The organism is Chelativorans petroleitrophicus (genome assembly GCF_025398195.1).
Taxonomy (GTDB): domain Bacteria; phylum Pseudomonadota; class Alphaproteobacteria; order Rhizobiales; family Rhizobiaceae; genus Chelativorans; species Chelativorans petroleitrophicus.
This window is the reverse complement of record NZ_JAODNV010000009.1, coordinates 200,146-225,429: the sequence shown is the minus strand read 5'-3', so window position 1 is coordinate 225,429 and position 25,284 is coordinate 200,146. Positions and strand designations below refer to the sequence as shown.

Below are 25,284 nucleotides of genomic sequence, written 5' to 3'. Positions count from 1 at the left end.
GTCATCGCATCACAGCGCCGTCGTTCCGCTGAACATCATCTTTCAAGCCGACCTGGACCGGTAATTAGAGGTCTCCATTTGCTACACGGGTCAGTCTCCCTGTCTGAACGGACAGGGCTCGTTGGCACTCCGGAATTTTTTGCGTTGCACAATCAGTGTGCATGCGCAAAATGAAGGCATGTCGCCGAGCTCGCTCTCCGTCCTTGTGATCGACGAGAATACCGTCCGCGCAGCCATCATCGAGGCTGGGCTGCGCGAGGCCGGCTACGAGCGCGTCACTTTGGTGCATGACGTAAGCGCCGTTGCGCGGCGGATAGAGGAGGTGGCGCCGGACGTCATCGTCATCGATCTCGGCAATCCCAACCGCGACATGCTGGAAAGCATGTTCAATCTCTCGCGCGCCGTCAAACGGCCGATCGCAATGTTCGTGGACCGCTCCGACCGGGCCTCGATCGAGGCCGCAATCGAGGCGGGCGTTTCCGCCTATGTGGTGGACGGGCTGAGGCAGGAGCGGGTCAAGCCCATCCTCGACATGGCCATCAGCCGCTTCAATGCCTATTCGCGCATGGCTCGGGAACTGGAGGAAGCGCGTAACGCGCTCGAGGAGCGCAAGCTCATCGAACGCGCCAAGGGAATACTCATGCGTTCGAAGGGGATCACGGAGGAGGAGGCATACGCCCTCCTGCGGCGGACCGCCATGAACCAGAACCGCAAGATCATCGAGATTGCCCGCAGCCTGGCGCTGGCTGCCGGCCTGCTCGATCCGTGACGCCGGAGGAAAAGGGATGTGCGATCAGATCACCGCTGGATTCCTCCCGCTCCTTGACAGCGCGATCCTCATTACGGCGAAGGAGAGGGGCTTTGCCGAGGAGGAGGGGATCGATCTCCTTCTGGTGAAGGAGACGTCTTGGGCCAACGTCAGGGACCGCATCGCGGTTGGTCATTTCGATGTGGCGCACATGCTGGCTCCGATGCCGATCGCGGCCAATCTCGGCCTCTCGCCCATTCCCATGCAACTGGCCGCGCCTATGGCGCTCGGCTTCGGCGGAAACGCGATCAGCGTCAGCAATGCCCTGTGGGCCGCGATGGCCGAGTTCGGCGCTGGCGGGCTGGACAATCCTGCGGCGGCGGGGAGGGCGCTTCGTCTAGCGATCGGGAAGCGCCGTGCCGCGGGCGGTTCAAACCTCCGTTTCGCGGTGGTTCATCCCCATTCCGGGCACAATTTCGAGCTGCGCTATTGGCTGGCTGCAAGCGGCATCGATCCCGAGCGGGACGTCGATATCGCTATCCTGCCGCCGCCGCTGATGCCGGATGCGATTGCGGCTGGCAGGATCGACGGCTTCTGCGTCGGCGAGCCGTGGAGCAGCGTGGCCGTTGCCGCAGGCAAGGCGCACATCGTCGCGGTGAAGGCCGCAATCTGGCGGCAAAGTCCGGAAAAGGTGCTGGGGGTGGGCGCGGAGTGGGCGGAGGGGCATGCGGACCTGCTGCAGCGTCTTCTGCGCGCGCTCTATCGTTCGGCGGTATGGTGCGGGCTTGCCAAAAACAGGGCGGCGCTTGCGGACATGCTCGCCAGTGATGCCTATCTCGCCCAGCCTGCCCGCTTGATCTTTGGCGCGCTCGCGGGCGCGCTCGAAACGGGCCATGGGGTCGAGACGGTTTCAGACTTCTTCGTGCCTGCCGACGGAGCGGCCACCTTCCCGCGGCAGGCCCATGCGCTCTGGCTCTACGCTCAGATGGTGCGCTGGGGGCAGCTCGACCACAGTGTCGCAAACGCGGAGAAGGCGCGGCTGTCGTTCCGGCCCGATCTTTATCGCTCCGCGATCGGGCCGCTTGGCATCTCCATTCCAGATGAAGACGGCTCGACGCAGGCCGGACCGTTATTCGACGGCGCCGAATTCGATCCTGCGGATCTTGAGGGCTATATCGCACGCCAGCGGGGTGCGCATAATCGCAGTGAATGATATGATTAAAATTTAAGCATCGTATAGTGATGCCTAAATTCTGGTCAAATCGCTGCTGCATCTGTTAGCGAGGCAGGCCCTTCCGAATATCGGCCAGTTCTGGCCCATCTCTTTATCATATTGATTTAGCGATGTTATCTCGCGCGCCGCCCATCTGGCACGCGGCGTGCATAGTCTTTTGCGGATCCAGAGGGGATACCAAGGCGTCCAACGAAGGGCGCCGTATAAAGGCAAAGCTGCCGATCAGCCTCGCCGCCGTGACCGCGGGCGACGAAGGCTGGCCGGCAGCTTTTCTTTTGGACACCTCCTCGGACACTCGGATGGAAATTGGAGCGGACTGTCATGATCTCACTACAGCCAGCCGGAAAAGCCGATGCCGGACCAGCCCATGCGCTGAGCAGGTCGACCATCGCCTTTACCGTCTGCTTCGCCGTGTGGACGATCTTCTCCATCATCGGAGTGCGCTTAAAGGACGAGCTCTCCCTAAGGGAAACCGAGTTCGGCCTCCTGGTGGGCATGTCGGCCTGGATACACCTAGCCATCCGCCGCATGGAGCGGCGCGAGGCAAAGCTGCAGCCCGCTTGAAAGTCACGAAAGCGGAGGGATTTTCGCAGATGAGAAAGAAACTCGTGGTGGTCGGCGCCGGCATGGCTTCGGGCCGCATGCTGGAGCACCTCTTCGAGGATGGCACGGACGCCTTCGACGTCACGCTCTTCGGCGCCGAGCCGCGCGGCAACTACAACCGCATCATGCTCTCGCCGGTGCTGGCGGGCGAGAAGTGCTACGAGGACATCATCACCCACGATGCCGAATGGTACGCCGCGCATGACGTCGCCTGCCGTTTCGGCGAAACGGTGACGAGGATCGACCGCAAGGCGAAGGTGGTCTTCTCCCGCGCCGGCGAAACGCCCTACGACAAGCTCGTCCTTGCCACGGGCTCCGCGCCCTTCATCATCCCCGTCGCCGGCAGGGACCTACCGGGCGTTCGCGCCTTCCGCGACCTCGATGATGTGGAGGCCATGATTGCCGCCGCCGAAAAGCCGGGCGCGCGTGCCGTCGTCATCGGCGGCGGGCTTCTGGGACTCGAGGCTGCCGCCGCCCTGCGCTCGCGCGGCATGGAGGTGGTGGTACTCCATCTCATGGGCCATCTGATGGAGCGCCAGCTCGACCCCGCCGCAGGCTATCTTCTCCAGAAGGAGCTGGAGGGCAGGGGCATCAAGGTCCACTGCAAGGCGCAGACCAAGGCCATCCTCGGCGACGGCCGCGCCGAAGCCGTGCTTCTGGAGGACGGCACCGTGTATCCCGCCGACCTCGTGGTGATGGCCGTCGGCATCCGGCCGGAAACGCGCATCGCGGTCGACGCCGGGCTCTATGTGGAGCGCGGCATCGTGGTCGATGACCAGATGGTGACCTCCGATCCCGACATCCTCGCCATAGGCGAATGCGTGGAGCATGAGCGCATCTGCTACGGACTGGTGGCGCCGCTCTACGACATGGCCAAGGTGGCGGCTGCCACGCTCAGGGAGAAGGCGGCCACGTTCCGCCCCGTCGAAACTGCCACGCAGCTCAAGGTAACGGGCGTAAACCTTTATTCGGCCGGCGACTTCGCTGATGGCGACGACCGCGAGGAGATCGTGCTGCGGGACGCCGCGGCCGGCATCTACAAGCGCCTGGTGCTGAAGGACAACCGTATCCTCGGCGCCGTGCTTTACGGCGATACGGCCGATGGCGCATGGTTCTTCGACCTTCTGAAGAAGGGCGCCGACATTTCCGATCAGCGCGACACCCTGATCTTCGGTCAGGCCTATCAGGGAGGTGGCCGGCTGGACTCTACGGCGGCCGTTGCAGCCTTGCCGGATGAGGCGGAGATCTGCGGCTGCAACGGCGTATGCAAGGGAAAGATCACCGGCGCGATTACCGAAAAGGGGCTGACGACGCTTGAAGCCGTACGCGCCCACACCAAGGCTTCCGCTTCCTGCGGAACCTGCACCGGTCTTGTCGAGCAGCTGATGAAGCTCACACTGGGCGATGCCTACAATCCGGCGGCCATCACCCCCGTCTGCGGCTGCACCGATCTCGGCCATGACGAGGTGCGCCGGCTGATCAGGGCGAAGCGGCTTAAGACCATTCCGGCCGTCATGCAGGAGCTCGAATGGAAGACCTCCTGCGGCTGCGCCAAGTGCCGGCCCGCGCTCAACTACTACCTTGTCTGCGAGTGGCCGGACGAATATGCCGACGACTACCAGTCGCGCTTCGTCAACGAGCGCGTGCACGCCAACATCCAGAAGGACGGCACCTATTCCGTTGTCCCGCGTATGTGGGGCGGCGTGACGAGCGCGAAGGAGCTGCGGGCCATCGCGGATGTGGTGGAAAAGTTCGACATCCCGATGGTGAAGGTCACCGGCGGCCAGCGCATCGACATGCTGGGCGTGAAGAAGGAGGACCTGCCGGCGGTCTGGGCCGAGCTGGGCAAGGCGGGCTTCGTGTCCGGTCATGCCTACGCGAAGGGGCTCAGGACGGTGAAGACCTGCGTCGGCTCCGAATGGTGCCGCTTCGGCACGCAGGATTCGACCGGGCTCGGCATCCGCATCGAAAAGTTCATGTGGGGATCGTGGACGCCGGCCAAGGTGAAGATGGCGGTCTCCGGCTGTCCGCGTAACTGCGCGGAGGCCACCTGCAAGGACGTCGGCGTCATCTGTGTGGACTCGGGCTACGAAATCCACTTCGCAGGCGCTGCCGGCCTCGACATCAAGGGCACGGAAAAGCTGGGCCTGGTCAGGACCGAGGACGAGGCGCTGGAGGTAATCGTTGCGCTCGTTCAGATGTACCGCGAGCAGGCGCGCTATCTGGAGCGCATCTACAAATGGGCCAAGCGCATCGGCTACGACGAAATCCGCCGCCAGGTGCTGGAGGATAAGGCCCGGCGGAAGGAATATTACGACCGCTTTGTCTTCTCCCAGAAATTCGCCCAGGTGGACCCTTGGTCCGAGCGCGCCACCGGCAAGGACAGGCACGAGTTCGAGCCGATGGCCGAGCTCTCGCTGGAGGCTGCGGAATGAGCGACCATCATTGGCAGGCGGTCGGCCGCCTCGACGACATCCCGCTGCGCGGGGCGCGTTGCGTGAAGATGGGGGAGATAACCATCGCCGTCTTCCGCACGGCAGACAACCGCGTCTTTGCGCTGGAGGACAGATGCCCCCATCGCAACGGACCCCTGAGCCAGGGCATCGTGCACGATGCCTGCGTAACCTGCCCCTTGCACAACTGGGTGATCTCGCTGGAGACCGGCCTCGCCCAGGGGGCGGACGAAGGCGCCGTGCGCACCTTCCCGCTGAAACGCGACGGCGAACGGATCCTCATCGACCTAACGAGGGCAATGGTCATGGCGGTGGAGGAATAGCCGCAGACCGCCGCACCGCACCCACCACCAGAGCCACCCCCAGGCACGGAGACAGAAGCAGATGGCTTATGTAGCACCCAAGGAATTCGTCACCAAAATGATCGATGCCGGCGAGGCGAAGGTCTTCATGTCCACCAAGGACACGCTGGTAAGAGCCTTCATGGCAGGCGCGATCCTGGCGCTTGCCGCCGCCTTCGCGGTCACCATCAATGTGGAGACAGGACAGCCGCTCGCCGGCGCAATCCTCTTCCCGGTGGGCTTCTGCCTTCTCTACCTGCTTGGCTTCGATCTTCTGACAGGCGTATTCACCCTGGTTCCGCTGGCGCTGATCGACAAGCGTCCGGGCGTCACGCTGCGCGGCGTGCTGCGGAATTGGGCACTCGTCTTCATCGGCAATTTCGCGGGCGCCTTCATGGTGGCCGTGATGATGGCCATCATCTTCACCTTCGGCTTCAGCGAGGCGCCGAACGTCGTCGGCCAGAAGATCGGGACGATCGGCGAGGGGAGGACGGTCGGTTATGCCGCCCACGGTGCTGCCGGCATGCTCACCCTCTTCATCCGCGGCGTGCTCTGCAACTGGATGGTCTCCACCGGCGTCGTCGCCGCCATGATGTCCACCTCCGTCTCCGGCAAGGTGATCGGCATGTGGATGCCGATCATGCTCTTCTTCTACATGGGTTTCGAGCACTCGATCGTAAACATGTTCCTGTTCCCCTCGGGCCTGATGCTCGGCGGCAATTTCTCCATCATGGACTATCTCTTCTGGAACGAGATCCCGACGGTGGTGGGCAATCTCGTCGGCGGGATCACCTTCGTCGGCCTGACGCTTTATTCGACCCATTACCGCACTGGGGCGAAGCGTTCCGCCGCCGCGGCACGGACAATGCCGGCCGCCGCGCCCGTGCCGGCCGAGTAAATCGGTTCCGGCGATGGAGCGCATGATCGGCCCCGCGATCAAGACCACCTGTCCCTACTGCGGGGTCGGCTGCGGTGTGATCGCCAGGCCGAAACCGGATGGCGGCGTGGAAATTTCGGGCGATCCGGATCACCGGCGAATTTCGGCCGTCTCTGCTCCAAGGGATCGGCTCTTACCGAGACGATCGGGTCCGGGGACCGGCTGCTTCACCCGGGAATCGGAGGGCGGCGTGCCGGCTGGGATGAGGCGCTCGATCTCGTGGCGGAAAAATTTAAGGCCGCTATTGCCGAGCATGGGCCGGATTCCGTCGCCTTCTATCTTTCCGGCCAGCTACTGACGGAGGATTATTGCGTCTCCAACACGCTGATGAAGGGCTTCATCGGCTCGGCCAATATCGACACCAATTCCAGGCTCTGCAGGCCTTCGCCGTTGCCGGCCACCTGCTTCGGTGTCGGCACCTTGCAGATCGCGGCAGCCGTACGCCCCGGCAACACAAGCGTTAGAGCCGTGGGCCGCTCGCTTCGCGCCGGCACCAATTGCAGCTCCTGCCGCGCGGAGATCAGGGCAATCATCGAGAGTGAGAGCCTTCCTGAAGTACAAGCCTCTTGCGGATAGGGATTGCCACGCGCAACGGCGATTTGAAGCCGTCAACGCCCATGCTTTCGGCCCGCGGTTGAGGGTGGGCGGCCGATCAGCGCCTGTCAGCGTGCCCGCATGCGCAAAACCGTCCACGATGCCGCCGGAAGCGTTGCAACCACCTCGCTTCCACGAATCTCCACGCCCTGAAGCGCTTCGGGGCGAACCCGGTCCGGATCATCCTGCGTGTTGGCCGCCCTAAGGTCGCCGTTGTGCAGCGTCTGGGCGCGCTCCAGCGCTAGTTCGCTGAAGCCGCGGGCCGACACGTTGATCCGCATGGGCTCGTCGAGGTGGCGGTTCAGCGCAAAGAGGGTCAAAGTGTCGTCGCCGTGGATGGCAGCGAGCTTGAGGTAGGGCACTTCCGGCAGGGGGAAGTACAGGTCCTCCTTGCCGCGCGGATCGTAGTAGGTTGCCGAGTAGGTTGGGCAGTCGATCTGGGTCCGCAGCACCTTGCCGTGACCGAGATTGGCGAAGTCCGCAAAGGGCCAGAAGATCGTCTGGCGCCAGGCGGCTCCCCCCGTCTGTGTCATGATGGGGGCGATGGCGTTCACGAGCTGCGCGAGACAGGCGGCGCGGACACGATCGGCGTGGTTGAGCAGCGCGATGCAGGCGCCGCCGAAGGCAAGGGCATCCTCCATCGTGTAGACCTCCTCGAGGATCGGCGGCGCGACCGGCCAGCCCTCCCTCACGCGCGTGTCGCCCCGGCGGGTGCGGTACCAGACGTTCCATTCGTCGAAGGACAGCATGATGCGCTTGGAGGAGCGGCGCTCGGCAGCGACGGCATCGGCAATCGCCACCACCTCCTCGATGAAGCTGTCCATAAGGTCGGGGCTCGCAAGGAACGCGGCCGTATCCTCCGCGTAGTTGTTGAGGTAGGTATGGAGCGAGATGTACTCGACATGATCGAACGTATGCTCGAGCACGATCCGCTCCCATTCGCCGAAGGTGGGCATGGTGCGGGCGGACGAGCCGCAGACCGCAAGCTCGATCGAGGGATCCACCATCTTCATCATCTTTGCCGCCTCGGTCGCAACACGGCCGTATTCGACCGGCGTCTTGCGCTCCATCTGCCACGGGCCATCCATCTCGTTGCCGAGGCACCAGAACTTCACATCGTGCGGCTCAGGCCAGCCGTGCTCGCGGCGCAGGTCCGAAAGCGTCGTGCCGCCGGGATGGTTGCAGTACTCGACGAGACGGCGTGCAGCGTCGGGACCGCGCGTGCCGAGGTTCACCGCCAGCATGGGCTCGACATTCGCAAGGCGGCACCAGTCCATGAACTCGTTTGTGCCGAAGGTGTTCGGCTCGATCGACTGCCAGGCAAGGTCGAGGCGGCGCGGGCGCTTCTCCACGGGACCTACGCCATCCTCCCAGTCATAGCCCGAGACGAAATTGCCGCCGGGGTAGCGCACGATGGTGGGGCCGAGTTCGCGTACCAGCTTCAGCACGTCGCCACGGAAACCTCGCTCATCGGCGCTGGGGTGGTCCGGCTCGTAAATTCCGCCATAGACGCAACGGCCAAGATGTTCGACGAAGGCGCCGAACAGCCGTCGGTCGGTGGTGCCGATGGCGAAGTCGCGATCGAGAAGAACCTTGCTGCTGGGCATCGGATACTCCCTTGAGCCTATGATGACCGGGGTTGCGCAAGCGTGCGGGTGGCAGCTCCGCCTTCAGCCGAGGCCTCGGGCGGGCCTTCGCCGGTGTGGCGGGCAAGGCCGAGGATTCCCTCACCGATAGTCTCCGGCGAGAGAACCGACTCCTTGAGCAGGATCGAATAGGGATGCTGGGGGTTGTCCAGAACCTGCCGGGCGGGGCCGCTTTCAACCACCACGCCCTTCTGCATGATGATGATGCGGTCGCTGATGTAATAGGCCGTCGCGAGGTCGTGGGTGATGTAGATGATCGAAACGCGCAGGTCGTCCCGAAGCGTCCTGAACAGGTTGACGATCGACATGCGTAGCGACGCGTCGACCATCGACACGGGCTCGTCGGCGACGAGCAGAGACGGGCCGGGAATCAGCGCGCGAGCGATGGCGGTGCGCTGGAGTTGACCGCCGGAGAGTTCGTGGGGAAAGCGGCCCTTCACTTCGGCGAGCGACAGCCCGACCTTTTGCAGCGCGGCGTCGGCGTGGGCTTCAACCTCGGCCGTCTTCGAGGCGCCGGCGAAGCGCCGCGCCGTCATGAACAGGTAATGGTCGACCTTCTTCAGCGGATTGAAGACTTCGAACGGATTCTGGAAGATCGGCTGGACGTGGCGCATGAAATCCATGCGAGCGCGCGAGCCACGGATCGCATTAAGGTCGGTGCCGCGGAAACGGATGGTGCCGGAAGTTGGCGCGATCAGGTTCAGGATCATCCGCGCAAGCGTCGTCTTGCCGGAGCCGGACTCGCCGACGATGGTGAAGATCTCCGGCCGTGCGGCCTCGAGCGTGAAGCTGACATTGTCGACGGCCTTGAATGTGCCTCGCCCGAACAGGCCGCCGAAAGCATAGCTTTTCGTGACGCTATCCACGATGAGAAGATCGCTCATGACCGCGCCTCCGCCACCTTCGGTGGTACCGTCTCCCGGATCTCGGAGACCGGGCGGACCTCGGAGCTCGCAGCAAAGCAGGCGACGCGATGACCCGGCCTGAGCGCGGTCAGGGCGGGGTTTTCCCGCCGGCAGATGTCCATGGCGAGCGGACAGCGCGGATGGAAGCGGCACCCCGCCGGCGGATCGGAAAGGTTCGGCGGGGCGCCCGGCAGCGCCTTCTTCGGGCTCAGGTCGCCAATCCGTGGCAGGCTCTGGATAAGATGTGCCGTATAGGGGTGCAGGGGATTGGCGAATATCTCGCGGGTCGGAGCTTCCTCCACCAGCCGGCCCGCATACATGATGCCGAGGCGATCGGCCATGTTGGCGTGCACCGTCATGTCGTGGGTGACGAACAGGATCGATGATCCCATCTCCTGCTGCACCTCCCGGATCATCGCTAGCACGTCCTTCTGAACCACCACATCGAGGGCGGTCGTCGGCTCGTCGGCGATGATGAACTCAGGTCGGCAGATCGTGGCGAGGGCAATGGTCACGCGCTGGCGCATGCCGCCCGAAAGCTCGTGCGGATAGGCCTTGAGGACCGAAGGCGACAGGCGCAGCCGCTCGAGATGGCGCGCCACGATGTCGAAGAATTCTCGCTCGGGCTTGTTGATGTGGCGGAAGGCGAAATCGATGAACGATTTGCGGATCCGGCGCACAGGGTTGAGCACATTCATCGATCCCTGCATGATGTAGGAGAGATGTTTCCACCGCACGCGGGACAGCTCCTCCTCGCTCATCCTGAAGATGTCCCGATCGAGGAAGCTGTACTTGACCGATCCGCCGATGACGTTGAGCGGCGGGCGGTTAGCGGCCGCGATCGTCTTGATCAGGGATGTCTTGCCGCAGCTCGATTCCCCCGCGACGCCGTAGATCTCGTTCCGGTTGACCTGGAGTGTGATGTCATCGACGGCACGGACCTCCCGGTCGATGCCGAAATACTGCATCTGGTAGTAAGCACGCAGATTGCGCACCGAGAGGATGGGCTCCGCGGGCACCGGCCCGTTGCCGGCCTTGCCGTTCGCCTTCACCATCACGCGCCTCCCATGCCCATGCGGGCGAGCCGGCTGCGAGGATCGATGTACTCGTTCATCGAAACGGCGAGCAGGAACAGGGCGATGAAGGTGAGCGTGATGAACGCGGTCGGGAACACGAACCACCACCACACGCCCGCCACCATGGCGCTGTGCTGGTTGGCCCAAAAGATCATGGTTCCGACGGTGGGGCGGTTGATATCGGTGAAGCCGAGCACGGAAAGCGTCACCTCGAGCCCGATCGACCAGTTGATGTTGTTGAGCGTGGTCGAGAACACGATCGGCAGGACGTAGGGCAGGTGCTCGCGGACGACGATTTCGTGCATCTTCATGCCGGAGAACACGCTGGTCTGGGTAAACTCGCGCGTCTTCAGGCTCATCATGATCGACCGGATCAGCCGGGCGTCATAGGCCCAGCCGAGGCAGGCGATCACGAGAGTGAGCAGGACCCAGTTCATGTAGTCCCGCATCACGAAGTAGAAGAGGATCAGGAGAGGGAAGAGGGGGATGACGATGAACGTGTCGTTGATCGACATCAACACCCGGTCGGTAAGGCCGCCCTGATAGCCCGCCACCAGTCCGATCAGGAGCGAGAGCAGCCGGCTCAGAAAGGCAACCGCGAAACCGAACAGCAGCGTGTTCCTCATCGCGAAAGTGAGCTGCCAGAAGACGTCCTGGCCCCGTGAGTTCGTGCCGAACGGGTGGGCCCAGGAGGGCGGCATGTCCGGCGGCACGACATAGATGTTCGCGGGCGGGTAGGGGGAGAAGGCCGACAGCGCCGCCATGCCCAGGATCACCGCCATCAGCATCGAACCGATCGCAAATTCTCGGTTGTAGCGGAAGAGGTCGCGGAGGGTCTTGAGCATCGTCGGGCCTCAGGCAAGCTTCACACGCGGATCGAACACCGGATAGAGGATGTCGATCAGGAAGACGGCGGCGGATACGGCGACGATGGAAATCGTCGTCACGCCGAGCACGAGTCCATAGTCGCCGGCATAGACCGCGGAGATCAACAGCCGCCCCAGGCCGGGGTAGCTGAAGACAAATTCGACGATGATTGCGCCGTTGAAGATCGCGCCAAGGGACATGGCGAGGCCGGTCACCTGCGGCACCAGAGCGTTGCGAATGACGTAGAAGGGCAGGATCCGGCTGCGCTTTACCCCTCCAAGCTCGGCATAGGTAACGTAGTCCTCGGTGATGACGTTGGAGACGAGCGCCCGCATCCCCATGAACCAGCCACCCAGACCGACAAGGATGATCGAGGCCGCTGGCAAGATCGAATGGCGCAGCACGCTGATCAGGTATTCGGCGTTCCACCCGCGCGGAAGGTTGGCTGCCGCCCCACCGCTCGTCGGCAGGATCGGCCACATCAGGCCGAAGATGATCAGGAGCACGAAGGCGATGATGTAATAGGGCACCGGGTGGAAACCCATTATGATCACGCCCGCCAGCTTGAGCATCCGGTTTTCGCGGAAGTAGCCGGCGAGGCCGCCCAGAAGGTTGCCGAACACCCAGGAAATTACCGTGCAGGTGGCCAGAAGACCGATGGTCCAGGGCAATGCCCGGCCGATGAGCACGGAAACCGGGGTGGGGAATGACGACAGCGAGGGACCGAAATCCGCTGAGAGAATGCGACCCCAGTACGTGAAATACTGCTCTATCAGCGGTCCGCCCGTGCCGTAGAGTTCCTGCAGCGCCGTACGCATCAGGGACACGGCCTCAGGATCGCTCTGACCCATCGCAGTCATGCCGGCGATCATCTGCTCCACGGGGTCGATCGGTGACAGGTGCGTGATGAAGAACGTCAGCGAGATGCCGATGAACACCACGAGCAGGAATTGCGCGAAGCGCGTCAGGACATAGATGCCGTAGCTGCGCATCAAACCCTTCCGATTGAAGATCGGGGAGCGGGGGAAGGCCTCCGCTCCCCACCCGGTCGCACTCGGGTTACTGTTGGGTCGGCCGCAGCCTGACCATCATGTAGCGCGAGTTCGCCCAGTTCGGCACAGGATTGGTGTAGGGGTCATCCGCCGTCGGGTAGCCGGTCCAGTACGTCGTATCCATCACGGTGAAGACGTTGTAGGCCATGAGCGGAATGGTCGGCATCTCCTCGACCATGAGCTTGACGAACTCATGCCCAAGCTCAATCCCCTTCGGGTCGTCGAATTCCACCTCGCGGATTTGCTCGATGATCTTGTCGAGCTCCGGCGACGACCAGCGCTGCCAGTTGCGCGGCGACTGGACCTCGCCTGCCGGGGCGACGAAGTCGGAATGCCAGCTGTCGAGGAAGAACGAGAGGTCGGGGTGACCGCCCCAGGTCTCCACGCTCCAGCTGATCGCAACTTCAAAGTCACCACCGTTGCGCCGCGTGAAGAAAGCCGCCTGGGCGTTCTCCACCGTGACGTCGACGCCGAAATCGCGCCATTGCTGGGCGATCATAGTGCCCGCTCGGGTCATCACCGGCCGGCCGTCGCCTTCAACCATCAGCCGGATGGTGAAGCGCTCGCCGTTCGGCATGTACCAGTCATTACCGCGCCGGGTGAAGCCTGCCTTCTCCATGAGCTGCGCCGCCGCTTCTAGGTCCTGCTTCCACCAGCCGGCGCCGAAGGCGCGCATGATTTTGTCCGGGTCGCTCGGGATGGCATCGCCCATTGATGGCCGCAGCATGTCGGCGATCTGCTCCCCGATGGTCGGGTCATAGGGCCGAATGACCTGCTGTCCCGTGTCGATCTCGAACTCGCTCAACCATTCCGACAGGGGGATGTGATAATAGTCCGGATGCGTTCCCGTGGGCGGAACCTGGATTGCCGAAATCGTTGCCGCCCCGCGATAGGACGCCATCGCCACCGCCTTGATGTCGATCGCCAAGGCCAGGGCCCAGCGTACGTCGCGGTTCTGGAACTTCTCATGCTGATGGTTAAACAGCACGGCGGGAAGTGTGGGATCGGGATGGGCATAGGGGAAGCCGTCGAACCAGGCGATCGAGCTTGGCGCTTCGCGGGCGAGGGTGAACATGCCCTCCGGCGAGACGTCGTGGATGATGTCGAGCTCGTGGTTCATCTGGGCGATCACACGCCGGTCGGGCGGCCCCGGATCGACGTAGGTCACGTATTGCGGACCCGGTTCACCGAAACGAGCCAGCGTAGTCCGCTCCCAGTCGTCCCGTTTCTCCCAGGTGAACCACTGTCCGTTCGGGTCGTAGCTGTGCAGCGTGTACGCGCCCAGCGAGACGGGCGGGTTGAAGTTGAACGTCAGCGGATCCTTGCCCTCGAAGACGTGCTTCGGCATGATCCATGCCGCATTCCAGCGGACCGTGAACAGCGAGTGGAAGCGCGAGTTCGGGCGCTTCAGGTTGAAGACGACCGTATAAGGGTCCGGCGCCTCGACACTCTCAACGTTGACCTGGAAGGCGGCGCTGCGGACGAGCCCGTCGGTCTTCATGTGCGTCTCGGCCGTGAAGACAACGTCGTCGGCGGTGAATTCCACGCCGTCGCTCCAGTAGATGCCCTCGCGCAGGCGCACCGTCATTTGGGTGAAGTCGTCGTTGTAGATAGGCGGCTCCGCAGCGAGGGAGTTGTCCCATACACCGTCCAGTCCGTAGTCTGGATCGATGTACCAGAACGTATCCATCGCGAGCTGGTGGAGCCCGGTGGGTTGGTTCAGGTTGCCAGCCGGGGTCCAGATATTGAACCAATCCGGATTAGCTATCGTACCGTTAGGGTTTTCGACAATGAGGTTCTGGTTGCGCGGAACCTCCTGCGCAGATGCTGCGGCGCTAAACAACGCCGCGCTCGCCAGTACGGCAAGCGTTAGCCTCCCTAGCATGTTGACTCCTCCCTTGCATGGCAACGCGTATCAAGGCGTACCAATAGGAACAGGATACGCCTGAAAGGCTAAGAAGTCAACGAACTGACTGATATGTATCGGATTCTGTGATATAAAATTGTCTATTGGGTTGCAATGGCCTCGCCGGCGGGCCTTGGCGGTGATTGCGAAAACGCCAACTTCCTTTCCTCATAGGTTCGACTAAGGGCAGAGCGCCGCGTGTGCCGCATCTCAAACTTGCCCATGTGTCGTATTACTAAATAGCCGCCACACAGGTAGATCGCATAACAAACATTATGGAACCAACCCACGTCCGCGTTATGAGAGCCGGGATCCAGAGAAGCAAAAGCACAGGAGATGCCGTGAAAAAGCTCGTACTTCTGCATGGTGCGCCGGGCGATGGTTCGCTGTGGCAGCCGATTGTCGACAAGCTTTCCGCCGATGTGCATGTCATCTGCCCGACCTTGCGCTGGTTTGGCTCCGGAAGCTGGCCGGATGACGGCAGCGGCTTCGGCACGGCGGCACATACGGAGCAGCTCATCAAGCTGCTGCAGGCCGAGGCTGGCCGGCCATGCGCGGTTGCGGCGTGGTCATACTCGACACATGTGCTCCTCAATGTGCTCATCCGGCGGTCGGACCTGATATCAAAGGCTTTCCTGTATGAGCCGGGCCTGAACACCTATCTGCGCGACGAAGCCGCCATCGAAGCGTTCAACGCCGATTCCCAGGCGGCCTTCGCCCCGGTGGCCGAGGCGTTGCGGATGCACGGCGCTGAAAGTGCGGTGGAAGCGCTGTTCGACGCGTCCGGCGGCGCGGGCTGTTTCCGACGAATGCCCGAGGAGCGCCGCCGCATCTACCTTGCCAGCGCGCGCATGATGCCCTTGCTGATGGGAGGCGGCCAGCCGCCGGCCAACATCACCGCCGAAGATCTTTCGCGCATCGTAACGCCAGTCACGGTCGCGTTCGGACGCAAGACGCGCCCGCTCTTCGAGATCGCCTCGAGGGCGGTGGCAGACGCCATCCCGGGCGCGGAGTTGCGCATCGTCGATGCGGCGGACCATATGCTGCCGGAAAAGGAGCCGCAGACCTTTGCCGCGCTGCTCGATGAATGGCTGAAGACCCGCGGATGACCTCCCTCCTGCTGGTCAGCCCGTCAGCGCCGTAACCAGCTGCGGGAACATGATCAGAAGCGCAAGGATCACGATGTCCGCAGCGATGAAGAGCGCGACACCCCGGAAAATGTCGTTCAGGCTCGCATATTGATGCGCGACATTGCGGATGACGAAGACGTTCATGCCAAGCGGCGGCGTGATCATGCCGACCTCGAGGAGCTTCACCAGAAGCACGCCGAACCAGACAAGGTTCACCGATGCCGCGTTGAGCAGCGGCAGGAGCACCGGCAGGGTAATCAGCATCGCGCCGAACGGCTCCATGAACATGCCGAGGATCAGGTAAAGCACCACGATCATGATCATCAGCTCGGCATAGCTTAAGTCCCAGGCGGTGAGCGTCGAGCTTATGAAGCCGGCTGTTCCGCTAAGGCCCAGGAAGCGCGTGAACATCACTGCGCCGACGCCGATGATGAAGAGCGAGACGGTGGTGCCCACCGTTTCCAGAAGTGCTTTGCGGAAGCGCGCCCATGGCAGCCGGCCCATTGCCACTGCGATGACAATCGCGCTCGCAGCTCCGATTGCGCCCGCCTCCGTCGCTGTGAACACGCCGCCGAAAAGGCCGCCGAAGACGACGACGATCATCAGGAGAATCGGCCAGATTTCTAGGAAGGGATTGCTCTCCGCATGCAGGGAACTGCCCTCCTTGGCCAAGGGCACGATGTCCGGCCGCAATTTGGCCACTGCCACGATCAGGAGACAGTAGGCCACCGCGGTCATGATGCCCACGGAAATGCCGCCCAGGAAGACTTTCGTCACCGACGTCTCGGCGAAGACGCCATAGATGATCATCAGGATCGAAGGCGGGATGAGCGCGCCGATGGTTCCGCCCGCGGCAAGCGCGCCCGTGGCGAAACTCGCCCGGTAGCCTGCCCTGATCATCTCCGGTATGGCGATCCGCCCCATGGCGGCCGCGCAGGCAAGGCTTGAGCCGCAGACGGCGGCAAAACCGGTGCAGCCGAGCACCGCCGCCATGCCAAGCCCGCCGGGCAGATGGCGCAAGAGACGGTCCGCAGCCTCAAAAAGGCGGGTCGTCAGCCCGGCGTGATAAGCGACGAAACCCATGAGCAGGAACATGGGAACCGCCGACAGGGTCCAGCTGGCGACGAAATCATAGGGCGTCGTCGCCAGAATGCCAACGGCGGGGGTGAAGCCCAGCATCAGCCATATGCCGCCGAAGGAAACGAGGATAAGCGCCACCGCCACCGGCACGCGAAGCGCCAGAAGCACAAGGAGCGCGCAGATTCCGAGGAGCCCGGTCGTAATGCTCACTGGACGGGCCCCCCATTGTCCGTTTCGAAGAAGGCTTCGCTCTCCGGTTCCCGCTCACGTCCGGCAAGGCAGAGGTAAAGTTTGACGGCTGAGATGAGGCTAGCGAGCGCGAAAGCGAGCGGCAGGAGGAAATAGCCGGGCCAGATGGGCACGGCGACGCTGAGCGACATGACAAAGCTTCCCGCCTCGTATTCGCGCAGCGCCGCGGACCAGGTCGTATAGGCAAGAAAGATGAAGGCGGCGAGCGAAAGCAGATGAACAAAGGCCATGTTGATCCGGTCGAGCGGACCCCGGAAAAGGCCGGAAAGGATGTCCACGGTGATCATCTCGTTGCGTCGTTCCGTCCAGGCGAGCGGCAGGAACGAGATGAGCACCATGTAGTATCGCGAGACGATTTCCACCGTCGCCGGCACGGGCCGCTGAAAGAGCTGCCGGCTGATCACGTCGACGGTGACATGCAGAAGCATGGCGATCACCCCCAAAGCTCCGACGAGAGCCAGAACATTTGTCAGGTGGCGCAGGAGTGTGAGAGCGGCAGACCGCATTGCGGCTTCCTTTCGCTTGGCGAAAGAGGCCGCGCGAAGGGTGAATCGCGCGGCCCCGGCGGGTCACATGCCGTAAGATTCGTAGTCGACCTTGTCCCAGACTTCCTTCTGGGTCGCCGCTGCTATGGCCTCGGGCTCATGGCCGACCTCGTCGATAATCTTCGTCCACTTTTCGACGAGTTCGCGGAACCGGGCAATCTTGGCCTCCGCGTCCGTGATGCCGTACTGGCTTTCAGCGATGCCTACGACGGCTTTCAGATCGTCCTCCACAAAGGATTCTGTCACATCGAAAAGCGCCTGATCGGGCTTTATCACCTCAAGCCCGGCCTTCTCGGCCTCTTCGCGGGCGACGTTCGACCGCTCGTAGCCCCAAGTCTGGGTGAAGGCGATGTTGGCCTTGTTGGCCGCGCGCACGAAGCCCCGGCGCTGCTCCGGGCTCATCGCCTTCCATGCGTCGGTGTTGACCGCGAAATTGACCGTCGCATGATAGGTGCCGAGCGGCAGATCGATGATGTACTTGGCAAGATCGATCAGCCGGTAGGAGGTCAGATCCGCCGCCGATCCCATCGTGCCGTCGATCACCCCCTGCGACATGCTTTCGAATGTGTCGTTCACGGGAACGTTAACCGGCGAGGCACCGATATATTCCGCCCAGCGGGCGAAGGGCGAACCACCGCTCCTCAGCCGCATTCCCTTGATGTCGTCCGGCGTGCGCACCGGCTTCGTGGTCAGAAGAACGTAAACGTCCGAAGAACCGGCGCCCGCGAAGACTGCTCCGAGCTTTTTGAATTCCTCCTGGCAGTCTTCGCAGGTGACGACATACTCGGTCATCGCCGCGCCCATCACCTGCGGGTCACGGCCAAGGAAGGCGAGATCGCCCATCAGCGCGGAATTGGGCAGATCGCCGGGGAAGTAGAGCGGCAGCAGGTTGCCAACCTGAACGACGCCCGACTGCAGCGCCCCCTTCATGTTGCCGACATTCGCTACCTCGGGGCCGAGAATGTTCCCCGTGAGGGTGCCATCCGTCTCCTTGGGCAGTTCCTCAGCTAGCGTAACATAAAGAGGCGTGTGGGCCGGATGGCTCGGCGGCGCGCCAGGAGCGAGCCTCAATTCCTCCGCCTGCAGCACACCGGCCGACAAGAGCAGACCCGTGGCAAGACCAACTGCATATGCAATCCGTTTCATGACTTCTCCTCCACTTCAGCGCGCCCTCTGGCGCGCGTTTGACACTGCCGGTCGCCCCTCGATCCCGGTCAGATTTTCAGCAAGCGCCGTGCATTCTCCTTCAGAATGAGTGGCTTGACCTCCTCCTTCATGTCGAGCTTCTCGAAATCGGCGAGCCAGCGATCGGGCGTGATTGCCGGCCAGTCAGACCCGAACAGGACACGGTCCTTCAGAAGCGAGTTGGCGTATCTCACCAAGATCGGCGGGAAGTATTTCGGCGACCAGCCGGACAAGTCGATCCAGACATTAGGCTTATGCGTCGCAACCGCGAGCGCCTCCACCTGCCAGGGAAAGGAGGGATGCGCCATCACAATCTGCATGTCCGGAAAATCGGCGGCAACGTCGTCCAGATAGATCGGGTTGGAATATTTGAGCCGCATACTGTTGCCGCCGCGCATGCCGGCGCCGACGGCGGTCTGTCCCGTATGGAAAAGCGCGGGCACGCCGCATTCCTGTATCGCCTCGTAGAGCACATAGGCGCTGCGGTCGTTTGGGTAGAAGCCCTGCATGGTGGGGTGGAACTTGAAGCCGCGGACGCCGAAATGCTCGACCAGCCGCCGCGCCTCGCGCGCGCCCACCTTGCCCTTCGCGGGATCGATGCTCGCAAAGGGGATGAGCACGTCGCTGTGCTCCGCGGCGAGCTCCGCCATCTCCTCGTTGTTGTAGCGGCGGAAGCCCGTCTCCCGCTCCGCATCGACCGGAAAGATCACCGCGCCGATCTTGCGTTCGCGATAGTAGGCCGCCGTTTCGGGTACGGTGGGCGGGTGAGGAAAGGGCGACTTGAAATAGGCCGCCATGCCGGCCTGGAAATCGTCATAGCCGTCGTCGGCATGCGTTCCGCAGGGTTCTTCGGCATGGGTGTGAATATCGATGGCGATCAGCGCGTCCGGATCGAGCATCACGGCCTCCGGTCCTTGAGGGCGGGCCAGCCCGCGACCTTTCGGAGCAGGTTCAGAAGCTGCCTGCGTTCCATATCCGTAAGCATCGGGAGAGAGCGCCTGTCGGCCTCGAACACCGCGGGCGCCATGGCATCGAGCAGCTTGCGGCCGTCCGCGGTAAGGCGCAGTTCCACCGAGCGGCGGTCATGCGGCGGTACGTGGCGCTCCACCAGATTCCGATCTTCGAGCGAGCGCACCAGCTTGGTCATGTTCGACCATTTTATTTTCAAGACATCAGCCATCACGCCCTGGCGGACACCAGGATTTTCCGAGATCGCCAGCAGCAGGGTGAATTCGCCGATTTTGAGATCGCTGTTCCCAAGCTTCTCGAACATAAGCTCGAAGGCGGTGAGCTGGGCGATGCGCAGAAGAAAGCCTACCGATTCTTCAAAAGCGCCGAACGACAGGCCGGCCGTGGCGTCCTTGCCTTGAGACGTATCGACCGGCTCGGCCCGCACCAGGCTCATGCCCCGCCTCCCCTTTCCGCCGGGATGGCAAGACGCGGCGCCTTTTTGTCGAGAAAGGCGCGCAACCGTTCCTGTGCGTCAGGCGTGACCTGCGTGAGCGTTGCGATCATGGATTCGAAAAACAGGCCCTCGTCATAGCCGCTGTCATGAATGCGTGGCAGCGCGTTGATCACTGCGTAATTCGAAAGGGGCGCGTTGCAGGCGGCGATACGCGCAAGCTCCATCGCCTTGGCGCGGGCTCCGCCGGACTCCGTTACATAGTTAACGACGCCGTAGCGCTCCGCCTCCTCCGCCGAAAGCACCCTGCCCGTCAGCATCATATCAACCATGCGGGCAACGCCCATCAGGCGCGCGACATTCACGGAACCGCCTCCGCCGACGAAAATGCCGCGCTGCGCTTCCGGCAGGGCGAAATGCGTGTTCGCATCGGCGACGCGAACATGCGCGGCGGCGGCCAGTTCGAGGCCGCCACCGACGACTGCGCCATGGAGGGCCGCGAAGTAGGGTATCGCCCCACGCTGGATGCGGCTGAAGACGGCATGCCAGCTCCGCGAGCCGGCAATCCCCTCCATAACGGATTTTTCCACCTGTTCCTTAAGATCGAGCCCGGCACAGAAGTGATCGCCCTTGGCGGCAAGCACCGCCGCCTTTGCTTCCTTTGCGGCACGGTCAACGGCCGCGCCGAGATCGTTGAGCATCGCATCGCTCATGGCGTTCCGCTTCTCCGGCCTGGAGAGCGTCAACACCGCGATCCCGTCTTCAAGCTCGTAGCTGACCAGCGCCATGCCGTTGTCGACTCCTTGCAGTGTCGGTGAAATTGACACTGTTCACTTTTCAATTATTACTAAATGGACGAACTTGATCGGAGCGTCAAGTAAGGTCTGCCGCGGAGGAAAACGGGCAGACCGTGGGAGGCTGGAATGAACGAACGAGCGCTGCAGTCGCGGCCCTGGCTTGCGGCCCCCTTCCGTCCGGTGCAGTGCTGGACGGTCGATATCGTGACCAGGCGCAAGGCAGACGGAACGCTCTATATCGAACAGAAGAAGCCGCTGCCGCCCTACCCCGAGCGGATATCCGACGCGCTGCTCCACTGGGCGGAGAAAGTGCCGGACAGAACGCTGTTTGCAGCGCGCGATCCGGATGGCAGTTGGCGGCGCTTCACCTACAGCCAGACGGTGGATCAGGTCCGCAGGCTCGGGCAATATCTGCTGGATTGTGGCCTTTCGCCCTCGGCGCCCCTCGCAATCCTGTCGGGCAACGACCTCGAACACGCAATGCTTGCCCTCGCCGCGATCTATGTCGGCATCCCCTATGCCGCGATCTCGCCGGCCTATTCACTTATCTCGAAGGATTTCATGCGGCTGCGCGAAACCTTCGATACGATCCGCCCCGCGCTCGTCTTTGCGGCCGATGCGGAGCGGTTCGCGCCTGCCATCGACGTGGTGGCGCCGGGTGTAAGGCGGCTTTTCGCGCGCGGAGCAGCAAGGCCGGAGGAAGACTTCGCCACCGCGCTTCAGACAAAACCGCGCGGCGCGGTGGAAGAGGCGCGCCTATCGGTGACTGGCGATACCATCGCCAAATTCCTCTTTACCTCGGGCTCCACTGGAACGCCCAAGGCGGTGATCAACACCAACCGGATGATCTGCGCCAACCAGACGATGGTGCGCGAGGTCTATACCTACTTCAAGGAAGAACCGCCGGTTCTGCTCGACTGGGCGCCGTGGCACCACACGGCGGGCGGCAACAAGCTCTTCTTTATGCCGATCTTCAACGGCGGAACGTTCTACATCGATGAGGGGCGGCCGACGGAGACCGACATCGGCAGGACCGTGCGCAATCTGAAAGAGATTTCGCCCACCTGGTATTTCAATGTTCCGAAGGGTTATGAGGCGCTCGTGCCTCACCTGGAGGCGGATTTTGCGTTGCGCGAGAACTTCTTCAGGGACCTGAAGATGCTCTGGTATGCGGGCGCGGGCATGGCGCAGCATACCTGGGACGCGCTGGAGCGCCTGGCCGTCGAAACCACCGGCCAGCGCATTCTTCTGTGCACAGGGCTCGGCTCGACCGAGACGGCGCCCGCCTCGCTGATGTGCACCTGGCCTCAGGAGCAGGCGGGCAATATCGGCCTGCCCTGCCCCGGGATTTCCCTCAAGCTCGTGCCGTTCGACGGCAAGCTGGAAGCTCGCCTCAAAGGCCCCAACATCACGCCCGGCTACTGGAACGCGCCGGAGGCGACTGCAGAAGCCTTCGATGAGGAAGGCTATTACCGGATCGGTGACGCGCTGCGCTTCGCGGACCCCGATGACGTTGCGAAGGGCCTGTTCTTCGATGGGCGAACGGCGGAGAACTTCAAGCTAAACACCGGCACCTGGGTAAGCACCGGCGCGCTGCGGACGGACTTCATCAATCATTTCGGCGAGGTTGTGCGTGACGTCGCTATCGCCGGCCCGGACCGCCCCTATCTGACGGCTCTGGTTTTCCCGGAAATGCCGATGCTTTCGAAGCTGGCTGGAGGGCAGGCACAGGCAAGCGCGGAAACGCTTTTTGCCGATCCCGGTGTGCGGCGCTTCCTGCAGGAAAAGCTGCGGAGCCTTGCCGCGCGCAGCACCGGCTCTTCAAACCTGATCCGCCGGATGATTCTTGTCGACCCTCCGCCCTCTCTGGAAAAGGGAGAGCTGACCGACAAGGGTTCGATCAACCAGCGCGCTGTCCTGCAGAATCGGGCCGAAGTCGTAGAGGAGCTTTATGCGGGTTCGCCGCGGGTAATCGAGATGTAGCTGGAAGCTGAGGAATTTGAATGAGACCCGAAGGTGCTGTTGCCGTCGTCACGGGCGGAGGCTCCGGGCTTGGTGCGGCGGCGGCGAAAGCCCTTGCCGAACGCGGGGCGCGTGTCGCCGTGCTCGATCTGAATGGGGAGCGCGCGGAGGAAACGGCCCGCCGGACGGGCGGCATCGCCATTGCCTGCGATGTCTCCAGCGCGGAAGACGGGGAAGCGGCATTCGCGCGGATTGAGGGTGCCCTGGGCGTGCCCCGCATTCTAGTCAACTGCGCAGGCATAGCCGTCGCCGCGCGCACGGTGAGCAGGAACGGCCCACATCCTCTAGACCTCTTTCGCAAGGCCATCGAGGTGAATCTCACCGGTACTTTCAACATGATACGGCTGTTTGCCGCCCGCGCGCAGGAGGCAGAGTCAATGGAGGGCGGAGAACGCGGCGTGATCGTCAACACCGCGTCGGTGGCGGCATTCGACGGACAAATCGGCCAGGCGGCCTATTCGGCAAGCAAGGGCGGCATCGCCGCAATGACGCTGCCGATCGCGCGCGATCTCGCGCGCTCCGGTATCCGCGTGGTCACCATAGCGCCAGGCATATTCCGCACGCCGATGCTCGACGAGCTGCCGGAAGAGGCTCAGCGCTCGCTTGGCGAACAGGTGCCCTTCCCTTCGCGGCTGGGAGAGCCTCAGGAATACGCGGCTCTCGCCTGTCACATCGTGGAAAACCAGATGCTCAACGGCGAGACGATCCGCCTCGACGGCGCCATCCGTATGGCGCCCAAGTGAGATTGGATCTGCATCGCCGCGGCATTGAACTCCATTTCCCGCTTCAAGTTAGCTCATCATCGAAGCAGGCGCGGAGAATTCGCAGCCCCTCTTCGATGTCCGTTTCGGCAATGGCGTACCGGCCGCTCAAGCTGCCCGGCGGTCTCATGCTGAAGCTCATCCTGCTCTTCATGCGTCTGCGCGCGGCGATGTCTTCCTCAGGGAGACGACCTCGCTGCTCGGGAATGGTTGCCAACTGCAAGGAAGAAGGGACGACATGATGCTGAAGAACCTGACTGGCAGAGGCAGGCGATGGTGTGCCGTGGCTGCACTTGCCCTTGGTGTTGCCTTACCCGCGGATATCGCGCTTCCTGCCGATCCGAACGTCTTCGCTCTGAGTATCCGGATGGTGTGACGCTTGGAGCAGAGTACGCGGAGGACAGTCACGCACGGAGGTCGCCCGGTGTGAGGGCTGGCGAAAGCGATCGTTCCGCCACGGCCCGCCTATTCCAAGTGAAAGGATGAGCGGGCCGTCACCTCTTTACGGGTTCATGTCTGTCAGGCCGAGCGATCAGTGGCCGCTGTCGTGTTCATTCGGCGGCGCGTTGAAGGCTTCGAGGTTCTCGGACCCCTCGACGATCAGGTAGCCGGCGAGGCCGCGTTCGGCGCGCGACAGGGCGTGGTCGACAAGAACGTAGCGGCCCGGCACCTCGCATTTGAACTCCACAATGGTGGCCGCGCCGGGCGGAACCATGACGCTTTGGACGTCGGTGACGGGCGGGCTGGTGACCGAGCCTAGCTGATAGACTTTGTCGAAGATTTCGCCGATCACGTGGAAACCGGATGCGTAGTTCGGCCCGCCCACGCCGAAATAGATTCGGACCGTCTCGCCCACCTGCGCCTTCAGCGGATAGTGGTCCGTCAGCGCGCCGACATGTCCGTTCAGGACGAAACATTCCGGCCGCTCGTTGATCAGCTTGTCATAGCTCTCCGTGAGCAGGCCGCTGCTGCCGAAGGGCTCTTCGGTGTAGATCTCGCCCTGCATGACGTAGAATTCGCGATCGACCGGCGGCAGACCTTCCTCGGGCTCCACGAGGATGAGGCCATACATGCCGTTGGCGATGTGGAGCGCCACTGGCGGCACCGCACAGTGATAGACGTAGAGGCCCGGGTTCAGCGCCTTGAAGGTGAAGGTGCGCTCCTCGCCCGGTGCGGCCGTGGTCGCCGCAGCGCCGCCCCCTGGGCCCGTGCAGGCATGGAAATCCACATTGTGCATCATCCAGCTGTCCTCGGAGTTCTTCAGGTGAACCTCCACCTGATCCCCCACCCGCACGCGGATGAACGGCCCGGGCACGGTGCCGTTGAACGTCCAGAACCGGAACATGGCCCTTTCGTCGAGATGCGCCTCGATCTCCTTCGTCTCGAGGTCGATGCGGACCGTCGCCGTCTCGCGCCGTGTGATCGGAGGCGGTATGTTCGTGGGGTTCTCCGCGATGTCCGCCATATCCGGATGGATCGGATTAACCGAATAGATCCGGTTGCTGAGGCTTCCCGGATAGGTTCGGTGCTGCGCTGCCTGCATTTCTGCAGCCTGCGCCGTCTGCACAGCGCCCGCGTGGTCGGCATGCGCGCCGCCTGCCTGCGCCAGGGCGGCGTCGGCTGCGACAAGTCCCCCAACCGCGCCGACGGAGCCGACGAGCACGCTACGCCGGCTGATGACACGTTCTTCACCGGCTGTCTGTCCGGTCGCCATTCTATGCTTTTCCGACATGCTGCTTCCTCTGTGTTGT

General features: G+C 63.0%; 22 protein-coding genes and 2 pseudogenes. 11 read left to right on the top strand and 13 right to left on the bottom strand.

All coding sequences use genetic code 11. The features are described 5' to 3' along the window. Positions 1 to 178: 178 nt before the first annotated feature. The 8 genes and pseudogenes from NYR54_RS09655 to NYR54_RS19350 all read left to right on the top strand — a co-directional run bounded on the left by NYR54_RS09655 (position 179) and on the right by NYR54_RS19350 (position 6,892). On the top strand, positions 179 to 769 hold the full coding sequence (locus NYR54_RS09655) for an ANTAR domain-containing response regulator (protein ID WP_261515424.1): 591 nt from the start codon (positions 179 to 181) through the stop codon (positions 767 to 769). A 16-nt stretch (positions 770 to 785) separates the two neighbouring features. Then, complete coding sequence (locus NYR54_RS09650) at positions 786 to 1,961, top strand: ABC transporter substrate-binding protein (RefSeq protein WP_261515423.1); 1,176 nt, start codon at positions 786 to 788, stop codon at positions 1,959 to 1,961. A 342-nt stretch (positions 1,962 to 2,303) separates the two neighbouring features. Beyond that, a pseudogene (locus NYR54_RS09645) lies at positions 2,304 to 2,477 on the top strand (MFS transporter); the annotation flags it as partial. 98 nt (positions 2,478 to 2,575) lie between these two features. Beyond that, positions 2,576 to 5,020, top strand: a complete 2,445-nt coding sequence (nirB, locus tag NYR54_RS09640) for a nitrite reductase large subunit NirB (RefSeq protein ID WP_261515422.1) — start codon at positions 2,576 to 2,578, stop codon at positions 5,018 to 5,020. Beyond that, on the top strand, positions 5,017 to 5,361 hold the full coding sequence (nirD, locus tag NYR54_RS09635) for a nitrite reductase small subunit NirD (protein ID WP_261515421.1): 345 nt from the start codon (positions 5,017 to 5,019) through the stop codon (positions 5,359 to 5,361). The genes nirB and nirD overlap by 4 nt, the downstream gene beginning before the upstream one ends. 61 nt (positions 5,362 to 5,422) lie before the next feature. Further along, a complete protein-coding gene (locus NYR54_RS09630; RefSeq protein ID WP_261515420.1) occupies positions 5,423 to 6,277 on the top strand; it encodes a formate/nitrite transporter family protein in 855 nt (284 codons plus the stop codon). Positions 6,278 to 6,299: 22 nt separating this feature from the next. Next, positions 6,300 to 6,703 (top strand): annotated as a pseudogene (locus NYR54_RS09625) (molybdopterin-dependent oxidoreductase); the annotation flags it as partial. Between the two features lie 3 nt (positions 6,704 to 6,706). Further along, positions 6,707 to 6,892, top strand: a complete 186-nt coding sequence (locus NYR54_RS19350; RefSeq protein WP_423738601.1) for a (2Fe-2S)-binding protein — start codon at positions 6,707 to 6,709, stop codon at positions 6,890 to 6,892. 86 nt (positions 6,893 to 6,978) lie between these two features. On the opposite strand, the gene arfA is transcribed toward NYR54_RS19350, so the two are convergent. The 6 genes from arfA to NYR54_RS09590 all read right to left on the bottom strand — a co-directional run bounded on the left by arfA (position 6,979) and on the right by NYR54_RS09590 (position 14,341). After that, positions 6,979 to 8,517 carry an arabinosylfuranosidase ArfA gene (gene arfA / locus NYR54_RS09615; RefSeq protein ID WP_261515419.1) on the bottom strand — a complete coding sequence of 513 codons (1,539 nt, stop codon included), beginning with the start codon at positions 8,515 to 8,517 and terminating at the stop codon, positions 6,979 to 6,981. 17 nt (positions 8,518 to 8,534) lie between these two features. Then, entirely contained in the window at positions 8,535 to 9,440 is a 906-nt protein-coding gene (locus NYR54_RS09610) for an ABC transporter ATP-binding protein (RefSeq protein WP_261515418.1), read from the bottom strand. Then, a complete protein-coding gene (locus tag NYR54_RS09605) occupies positions 9,437 to 10,516 on the bottom strand; it encodes an ABC transporter ATP-binding protein (protein ID WP_261515417.1) in 1,080 nt (359 codons plus the stop codon). Before NYR54_RS09605 ends, NYR54_RS09610 begins: the two co-directional genes overlap by 4 nt. Beyond that, positions 10,516 to 11,382 carry an ABC transporter permease gene (locus NYR54_RS09600; protein ID WP_261515416.1) on the bottom strand — a complete coding sequence of 289 codons (867 nt, stop codon included), beginning with the start codon at positions 11,380 to 11,382 and terminating at the stop codon, positions 10,516 to 10,518. Before NYR54_RS09600 ends, NYR54_RS09605 begins: the two co-directional genes overlap by 1 nt. 9 nt (positions 11,383 to 11,391) lie before the next feature. Continuing rightward, positions 11,392 to 12,396, bottom strand: coding sequence for an ABC transporter permease (locus tag NYR54_RS09595; RefSeq protein WP_261515415.1), 1,005 nt, complete (start codon positions 12,394 to 12,396; stop codon positions 11,392 to 11,394). 67 nt (positions 12,397 to 12,463) lie between these two features. After that, the gene (locus NYR54_RS09590; RefSeq protein ID WP_261515414.1) at positions 12,464 to 14,341 is read right to left on the bottom strand and encodes an ABC transporter substrate-binding protein; all 1,878 of its coding nucleotides are present in this window, start codon (positions 14,339 to 14,341) and stop codon (positions 12,464 to 12,466) included. Positions 14,342 to 14,703: 362 nt separating this feature from the next. On the opposite strand from NYR54_RS09590, the gene NYR54_RS09585 reads away from it, so the two are divergent. After that, positions 14,704 to 15,471: an alpha/beta fold hydrolase gene (locus NYR54_RS09585; RefSeq protein ID WP_261515413.1), complete on the top strand. Its 768-nt coding sequence runs from the start codon at positions 14,704 to 14,706 to the stop codon at positions 15,469 to 15,471. 15 nt (positions 15,472 to 15,486) lie between these two features. Here the strand turns inward: NYR54_RS09585 and NYR54_RS09580 are convergent, their stop codons facing one another. The 6 genes from NYR54_RS09580 to NYR54_RS09555 all read right to left on the bottom strand — a co-directional run bounded on the left by NYR54_RS09580 (position 15,487) and on the right by NYR54_RS09555 (position 20,741). Beyond that, positions 15,487 to 16,782 carry a TRAP transporter large permease gene (locus tag NYR54_RS09580; RefSeq protein WP_261515412.1) on the bottom strand — a complete coding sequence of 432 codons (1,296 nt, stop codon included), beginning with the start codon at positions 16,780 to 16,782 and terminating at the stop codon, positions 15,487 to 15,489. Continuing rightward, positions 16,779 to 17,327 (bottom strand): TRAP transporter small permease, encoded by a 549-nt coding sequence (locus NYR54_RS09575; RefSeq protein WP_261515411.1) that lies wholly within the window; start codon positions 17,325 to 17,327, stop codon positions 16,779 to 16,781. Before NYR54_RS09575 ends, NYR54_RS09580 begins: the two co-directional genes overlap by 4 nt. Before the next feature lie 63 nt (positions 17,328 to 17,390). Next, positions 17,391 to 18,512, bottom strand: coding sequence for a C4-dicarboxylate TRAP transporter substrate-binding protein (locus NYR54_RS09570; RefSeq protein WP_261515410.1), 1,122 nt, complete (start codon positions 18,510 to 18,512; stop codon positions 17,391 to 17,393). A gap of 68 nt (positions 18,513 to 18,580) precedes the next feature. Next, positions 18,581 to 19,450: an amidohydrolase family protein gene (locus tag NYR54_RS09565; RefSeq protein ID WP_261515409.1), complete on the bottom strand. Its 870-nt coding sequence runs from the start codon at positions 19,448 to 19,450 to the stop codon at positions 18,581 to 18,583. Next, on the bottom strand, positions 19,450 to 19,956 hold the full coding sequence (locus tag NYR54_RS09560; protein WP_261515408.1) for a MarR family winged helix-turn-helix transcriptional regulator: 507 nt from the start codon (positions 19,954 to 19,956) through the stop codon (positions 19,450 to 19,452). The genes NYR54_RS09565 and NYR54_RS09560 overlap by 1 nt, the downstream gene beginning before the upstream one ends. Continuing rightward, positions 19,953 to 20,741, bottom strand: a complete 789-nt coding sequence (locus tag NYR54_RS09555) for a crotonase/enoyl-CoA hydratase family protein (RefSeq protein WP_261515407.1) — start codon at positions 20,739 to 20,741, stop codon at positions 19,953 to 19,955. Before NYR54_RS09555 ends, NYR54_RS09560 begins: the two co-directional genes overlap by 4 nt. Positions 20,742 to 20,876: 135 nt before the next feature. On the opposite strand from NYR54_RS09555, the gene NYR54_RS09550 reads away from it, so the two are divergent. Both NYR54_RS09550 and NYR54_RS09545 read left to right on the top strand, forming a co-directional pair. Further along, positions 20,877 to 22,733: a feruloyl-CoA synthase gene (locus NYR54_RS09550; RefSeq protein ID WP_261515406.1), complete on the top strand. Its 1,857-nt coding sequence runs from the start codon at positions 20,877 to 20,879 to the stop codon at positions 22,731 to 22,733. Between the two features lie 20 nt (positions 22,734 to 22,753). Further along, entirely contained in the window at positions 22,754 to 23,515 is a 762-nt protein-coding gene (locus NYR54_RS09545; RefSeq protein ID WP_261515405.1) for an SDR family NAD(P)-dependent oxidoreductase, read from the top strand. Between the two features lie 550 nt (positions 23,516 to 24,065). Here the strand turns inward: NYR54_RS09545 and nirK are convergent. Then, complete coding sequence (nirK, locus tag NYR54_RS09540) at positions 24,066 to 25,265, bottom strand: copper-containing nitrite reductase (protein ID WP_261515404.1); 1,200 nt, start codon at positions 25,263 to 25,265, stop codon at positions 24,066 to 24,068. Positions 25,266 to 25,284 lie beyond the last annotated feature (19 nt).

What these genes read in the sequence shown, in the direction of transcription:
- NYR54_RS09655 (WP_261515424.1), top strand. Translation starts at nt 179, where the DNA reads ATGTCGCCGAGCTCGCTCTCCGTCCTTGTGATCGACGAGAATACCGTC.
- NYR54_RS09650 (WP_261515423.1), top strand. Translation starts at nt 786, where the DNA reads ATGTGCGATCAGATCACCGCTGGATTCCTCCCGCTCCTTGACAGCGCG.
- nirB (WP_261515422.1), top strand. Translation starts at nt 2,576, where the DNA reads ATGAGAAAGAAACTCGTGGTGGTCGGCGCCGGCATGGCTTCGGGCCGC.
- nirD (WP_261515421.1), top strand. Translation starts at nt 5,017, where the DNA reads ATGAGCGACCATCATTGGCAGGCGGTCGGCCGCCTCGACGACATCCCG.
- NYR54_RS09630 (WP_261515420.1), top strand. Translation starts at nt 5,423, where the DNA reads ATGGCTTATGTAGCACCCAAGGAATTCGTCACCAAAATGATCGATGCC.
- arfA (WP_261515419.1), bottom strand. Translation starts at nt 8,517, where the DNA reads ATGCCCAGCAGCAAGGTTCTTCTCGATCGCGACTTCGCCATCGGCACC.
- NYR54_RS09610 (WP_261515418.1), bottom strand. Translation starts at nt 9,440, where the DNA reads ATGAGCGATCTTCTCATCGTGGATAGCGTCACGAAAAGCTATGCTTTC.
- NYR54_RS09605 (WP_261515417.1), bottom strand. Translation starts at nt 10,516, where the DNA reads ATGGTGAAGGCGAACGGCAAGGCCGGCAACGGGCCGGTGCCCGCGGAG.
- NYR54_RS09600 (WP_261515416.1), bottom strand. Translation starts at nt 11,382, where the DNA reads ATGCTCAAGACCCTCCGCGACCTCTTCCGCTACAACCGAGAATTTGCG.
- NYR54_RS09595 (WP_261515415.1), bottom strand. Translation starts at nt 12,396, where the DNA reads ATGCGCAGCTACGGCATCTATGTCCTGACGCGCTTCGCGCAATTCCTG.
- NYR54_RS09590 (WP_261515414.1), bottom strand. Translation starts at nt 14,341, where the DNA reads ATGCTAGGGAGGCTAACGCTTGCCGTACTGGCGAGCGCGGCGTTGTTT.
- NYR54_RS09575 (WP_261515411.1), bottom strand. Translation starts at nt 17,327, where the DNA reads ATGCGGTCTGCCGCTCTCACACTCCTGCGCCACCTGACAAATGTTCTG.
- NYR54_RS09570 (WP_261515410.1), bottom strand. Translation starts at nt 18,512, where the DNA reads ATGAAACGGATTGCATATGCAGTTGGTCTTGCCACGGGTCTGCTCTTG.
- NYR54_RS09565 (WP_261515409.1), bottom strand. Translation starts at nt 19,450, where the DNA reads ATGCTCGATCCGGACGCGCTGATCGCCATCGATATTCACACCCATGCC.
- NYR54_RS09560 (WP_261515408.1), bottom strand. Translation starts at nt 19,956, where the DNA reads ATGAGCCTGGTGCGGGCCGAGCCGGTCGATACGTCTCAAGGCAAGGAC.
- NYR54_RS09555 (WP_261515407.1), bottom strand. Translation starts at nt 20,741, where the DNA reads ATGGCGCTGGTCAGCTACGAGCTTGAAGACGGGATCGCGGTGTTGACG.
- NYR54_RS09550 (WP_261515406.1), top strand. Translation starts at nt 20,877, where the DNA reads ATGAACGAACGAGCGCTGCAGTCGCGGCCCTGGCTTGCGGCCCCCTTC.
- NYR54_RS09545 (WP_261515405.1), top strand. Translation starts at nt 22,754, where the DNA reads ATGAGACCCGAAGGTGCTGTTGCCGTCGTCACGGGCGGAGGCTCCGGG.
- nirK (WP_261515404.1), bottom strand. Translation starts at nt 25,265, where the DNA reads ATGTCGGAAAAGCATAGAATGGCGACCGGACAGACAGCCGGTGAAGAA.